Annotated in this window: 5 protein-coding genes; all 5 read left to right on the top strand. The window is 28.1% G+C overall.

Features of this window, described 5'->3' with window-relative positions; translation table 11 throughout:
- Positions 1 to 255 precede the first annotated feature (255 nt).
- The 5 genes from U9R42_02225 to U9R42_02245 are packed head-to-tail and all read left to right on the top strand — an operon-like array spanning position 256 to position 5,005.
- Positions 256 to 1,155: a diacylglycerol kinase family protein gene (locus U9R42_02225; GenBank protein ID MEA3494830.1), complete on the top strand. Its 900-nt coding sequence runs from the start codon at positions 256 to 258 to the stop codon at positions 1,153 to 1,155.
- Complete coding sequence (locus U9R42_02230) at positions 1,155 to 2,036, top strand: bifunctional 5,10-methylenetetrahydrofolate dehydrogenase/5,10-methenyltetrahydrofolate cyclohydrolase (protein MEA3494831.1); 882 nt, start codon at positions 1,155 to 1,157, stop codon at positions 2,034 to 2,036. The genes U9R42_02225 and U9R42_02230 overlap by 1 nt, the downstream gene beginning before the upstream one ends.
- A complete protein-coding gene (locus tag U9R42_02235; protein MEA3494832.1) occupies positions 2,036 to 2,674 on the top strand; it encodes a 7-carboxy-7-deazaguanine synthase QueE in 639 nt (212 codons plus the stop codon). The genes U9R42_02230 and U9R42_02235 overlap by 1 nt, the downstream gene beginning before the upstream one ends.
- A 14-nt stretch (positions 2,675 to 2,688) precedes the next feature.
- The gene (locus tag U9R42_02240) at positions 2,689 to 3,723 is read left to right on the top strand and encodes a glycosyltransferase (GenBank protein MEA3494833.1); all 1,035 of its coding nucleotides are present in this window, start codon (positions 2,689 to 2,691) and stop codon (positions 3,721 to 3,723) included.
- A gap of 10 nt (positions 3,724 to 3,733) precedes the next feature.
- A complete protein-coding gene (locus U9R42_02245) occupies positions 3,734 to 5,005 on the top strand; it encodes an MFS transporter (protein ID MEA3494834.1) in 1,272 nt (423 codons plus the stop codon).
- The last annotated feature ends 171 nt before the right edge of the window (positions 5,006 to 5,176 follow it).

The raw sequence follows: 5,176 nt of genomic DNA on the forward strand, positions 1-5,176 counted from the left end.
ATTAATTCAAGAGATGCTTATAATTCAGGAGCAGGTATTTACGATACATTTTTTAATATTGATAAGTTTATTCAATTTAGCAACTTATATAAGCCAAATAGGGATTTTAAAATTTGGATAAACAAAGAGAGAGAGAAATTTGTTGAAGAAATAATTAGTCCACTCTAAATTTTGATTTTTCATACATTTTCTCAAAAAGATTGATTTTTTTCCTCCTATCCTATCAAATAAATATAATACCTTTGCAACAATAAAATGCTAAGTAAAAAATCTAAAATATTATTTATAGTTAATCCTGTATCAGGCAGAAAGAAGAAAGAAAATCTTCACAAAATAATTAAAGAAGAACTTTCTTCCGATACGGAATTCAAGATTGTTGAATGGGAATCTCCTATGCAAAATATTTGTGATTTAATAAAAAACAATATTGATGCAGATACAAATATTATTGTTGCAGTTGGAGGAGACGGAACCATAAATAAAGTAGCAAATTATGTTTATAAAACAGACAAAACACTTGCTATCATTCCATTAGGCTCGGGAAATGGTTTTGCACGATTTTTAAATATTCCAATAAACCTACGAAAATCAATTAGGCTGTTAGAAAATGGTATATCGATAAAAATCGATACTGTTACAATAAATAATAAACTTTTTATTTCAACAGCAGGTATTGGTTTTGATGCATTTATTTCTAAAAAATTTGAAGAATGCTCAAAGAGAGGTTTGTTTACTTATATCAAAGAAACAGTTATTCATTTATTAGCTTACAAAGAAAATACATACAATTTAACAATTGATAATAAGGAACTTACAACTAAAGCTTTTCTAATTACTTTTGCCAATGCCGGTCAATATGGAGGAAATGCAGAAATTGCACCTAAGGCAAAAATTAATGATGGTGAATTAGATATTGTAATTATGAAAAAACCTCCCTTATTAAATATTATTCCAACAGCTATACGTCTTTATTTAAAGAACATACATAAGTCTCCTTTTGTAAAAGTAATAAAAGGGAAAAATATTAGTTTAACAACAGATAAAAAGTTAGATATTCATTTTGATGGTGAAAATATGGGGGAATTTGACAAATTAAAAATAGAAATTAATAGAGCAACATTAAATGTTTTAGTTTCAAAAAAATATAATAAATAATGAAAATATTAGATGGTAAAAACTTATCGGAAATTATAAAAGATAATTTAAAAAAAGAAGTTGATAAACTCATAGAAAACGGCATAAAACCACCGCATTTGATAGCAATAATTGTTGGTGAAGACAGAGCAAGCCAAACCTATGTGAGAAGTAAAATAAAAGCATGTGAAGCAATTGGCTATAAATCATCAACAATAACCTTCGAAAATACCATAACGGAAAAACAACTAATAAATAAAGTTAATGAACTTAATGAAGATGATGATGTTGATGGTTTTATAGTCCAGCTCCCTCTCCCCAATCATATTTCTGTTGATAAAGTAATTGAAAGTATAAATCCAGAGAAAGATGTTGATGGTTTTCATCCTATGAATATTGGTAAAATGGTAAAAAATATTCCAACTCTCTTACCTGCAACCCCTAAGGGTATTTTAGAAATTTTTAAACACTACAATATTGAAACATCAGGAAAAAATTGTGTTGTAGTTGGAAGAAGCCAGATAGTAGGAACACCAATGAGTATATTACTTGGTCGTAAGAATTCACTCGGTAATGCTACTGTTACAATGGTTCACAGTAGAACAAAAAATATAAAGGAGATTTGTAAATCAGCAGATATTATTATTGCTGCAATAGGTAAAGCAAGATTTATTACTGAAGAAATGGTAAAAAAAGGAGCTGTAATTATTGATGTTGGGATAAATGCCATTGATGATCCAACAAAAAAGAAAGGATACCGCTTAGTAGGTGATGTTGATTTTGAAAATGTTGCCGATAAATGTTCATACATCACTCCTGTACCAAAAGGTGTTGGTCCAATGACAATTGCCGCATTGCTTCAAAATACTTTAATTGCTACCAAAAATAGAAGAAAATTTTGATGAAAAATAATTCAATATTAAAAATACCGGAAATTCCAAAAGGACAAGTTCTGATAAATGAAACCTTTTGTTCCTTACAAGGTGAAGGATATTATTCAGGAAAAGCAGCTTTCTTTATTCGTTTTGCAGGCTGTGATATTGGATGTATCTGGTGTGATTCTAAAGATACTTGGTCGGTTGAAAATTCCAGATTTACAGAAATAAAAGAAATTGTAAAGGAAGTAAAAAAATACAAAACCGATATTATTGTAATTACAGGAGGTGAGCCATTAATTTATGATCTCAAAGAACTTACAGATGCATTAAAAAAAACATCAAAGGAAATACATGTTGAAACATCAGGAGCTTATCCCTTAAGTGTTGATTTTGATTGGCTAACTGTTTCTCCCAAAAAAAATATGAAAATAATAGAATCCACTTGCTACCATGCAGACGAATTAAAAATTGTTGTTTTTGAAAGTTCCGATATAGAATTTGCAAAAAGTCTTGAAGATAAAGTGAAAAGAAATTGTAAACTATTTCTTCAACCTGAATGGGGAAATCAAAAAAATATATTGCCTGAAATTATTGATTTTATTAAAAATAATCCGCAATGGCAACTATCACTTCAAACTCATAAGTACATTGATATTCCTTAATTTTTATTTTAATTATGAAATTTCTCTTTACAGGAAAATACAACAGTAAGTATAACAGAAACAGAATAGTTCTCAAAGGATTAAAACAAATTGGTCATGAAGTAATTGAGTTTCCTTTTTCAAAAAAAACCAATGAGATAAAACATAAACTCAAAAAGTTATCCTCAGAAGTAGATTATATATTTTTACCGAATTTTAGCCATAAGTATGTGAGTTTTGTAAAAAAAAATACTGATAAAGCATTGATATTTGACCCTTTAGTATCAAAATATATGACCAATGTTTTTGATTTCAAACGCTATCCGAAATTTTCTTACGGAGCATTAAAGCATTTTAATCGTGATAAAAAATCTTTTAAACTTGCTGATATTTTGCTTGCTGATACTTACGAGCATAAAAAATATTTTATAAATACTTTTAAAATTCCTGAAGACAAAGTCAAGATTTTACCAATAGGAATTGATTCTGAAATATTTTTTCCTCTTGAAAATGAAAGAAAAGATAATGATTTTGTTGTAGGCTATGTTGGTGGATATATTCCTTTACATGGTATGCATCACATAATTGAAGCAATAAGAATTATTGAAAACAGAGATGAAAAGAATATCAAATTTCATTTTATAGGGACAGGTCATGATTTTGAAAAATCAAAAAGACTAATAAAAAAATATAATCTTAAAAGCATAAAAATTACAAATTGGGTTGAAGAAGAAAAGCTAAATGAATATATTAAAGATTTTAACATTTGTCTTGGAATTTTTGGTGATTCGATAAAAACCGATGTTGTTATTCCCAATAAAATTTATGAATATTCAGCTACAAAAAAATGTACAATTAGCAAACACACAAAGGCAATGCAAGAAATATTTACCAATAATAAAGATATAGTACTTAGCGACAATAATGCTGAAAGCATTGCTAACAAAATAATTGAGTTAAAAAACAATCCATTAAAAATACAGGAAATTGCAGAAAACACCTATCAACTTATAATTCAAAATTATTCAGAAAAACATATTGCCAAAATGCTTATTGAAAAATTGAAATAATACAATTATTTTGAAAAATACGCCAAAAATATCATTTACAAAAGACCTTCAATACTACAAATTTTGTATTTATGGTTTTCTGAAAAATCTAAGATTTTTTGAGCCTTTTCTAATACTTTTCTTTCTTGAAAACGGACTTACTTTTTTCCAAATAGGAACGCTTTACGCCATTAGAGAAATAGTTAGAAATATTTTTGAAATACCTTCTGGAATTTTTGCTGATGCAATTGGCAGAAGACGTTCAATGATAATTACATTTATTTTTTATATAATTTCTTTTTTAATTTTCTATTTTTCTAATGTTTATTATTTGTTTTTTATAGCAATGCTGTTTTTCTCAATTGGAGATGCTTTTAGAACAGGCACTCACAAAGCAATGATTTTTGAATATTTGAAAATTAAAGCTTGGCAAGACCAAAAAATCCATTACTACGGACATACTCGTTCATGGTCGCAATTTGGATCGGGTATTTCGGCTCTACTTGCTGCTTTTGTTGTTTTTTTTCATGGTAATTACAACTCAATATTTCTCTTTACAATTATCCCCTACCTTATTGATTTAATGTTAATGATTTCCTATCCAAAAGAACTTGATGGAAAAACAAAAATGTTAAAAACTGAAAAAATAAAAGAAAGTTTTTTACGCATTTTCAAAGATTTGAGATACACTTTTAAAAAGCCTGAAGTACTTAGAGCAATTGTTAACACCTCTTCATACAGTGGATATTACAAAGCTGTAAAAGATTATATTCAGCCTATTCTCCATGCTTTTGCACTTAGTTTGCCAATGTTTTTATATATGAACAACAAGCAACGTTCCTCAATAATTATTGGTGTTGTTTATTTTTTGATTTTTTTATTAACATCTATCACATCACGTCATTCAGGAAAATTTGCAGATAAATTTAAAAATATTAGTAAACCATTGAATATTACTTTACTAATTGGCCTATCGGCAGGAATCCTTAGTGGTATTTTCTACAATATTAATATATCAATTATTTCAATTTTGCTTTATGTAATAATTTTTGTTATTGAAAACTTACGAAAGCCAATAGGAATTTCATTTGTTGCAGAAAAAATAGAAAAAGACATTATGGCAACAGCCCTATCTGTTGAATCACAGGTGAAATCAATTTTCGCAGCAATTACTGCAATCTTAATCGGATATTTTTCTGATATATTTAATCCAGGTATTGCACTGGCAATTTGTTCGGGAATAATTCTTTTGTTGTATCCTCTTTTTAAAGCAAAACAAAAAAGAAAGCCACGAATGCACTAATGAATTATTCGTGAATTAGTGGCAAAAAATGAAAGCCACGAATGCACTAATGAATTTTCGTGAATTTGTGGCAAAAAAAGAAAGCCACGAATACACTAATGAATTTTCGTGAATTTGTGGCAAAAAAAGAAAGCCACGAATGCACTAATGAATTATTCGTGAATTAGTGGC

The organism is Bacteroidota bacterium (assembly GCA_034723125.1).
Lineage (GTDB): Bacteria > Bacteroidota > Bacteroidia > CAILMK01 > JAAYUY01 > JAYEOP01.

Excerpts from the sequence above, each read along its gene's own strand:
- U9R42_02225 (MEA3494830.1), top strand. The coding sequence starts at position 256 with ATGCTAAGTAAAAAATCTAAAATATTATTTATAGTTAATCCTGTATCA.
- U9R42_02230 (MEA3494831.1), top strand. The coding sequence starts at position 1,155 with ATGAAAATATTAGATGGTAAAAACTTATCGGAAATTATAAAAGATAAT.
- U9R42_02235 (MEA3494832.1), top strand. The coding sequence starts at position 2,036 with ATGAAAAATAATTCAATATTAAAAATACCGGAAATTCCAAAAGGACAA.
- U9R42_02240 (MEA3494833.1), top strand. The coding sequence starts at position 2,689 with ATGAAATTTCTCTTTACAGGAAAATACAACAGTAAGTATAACAGAAAC.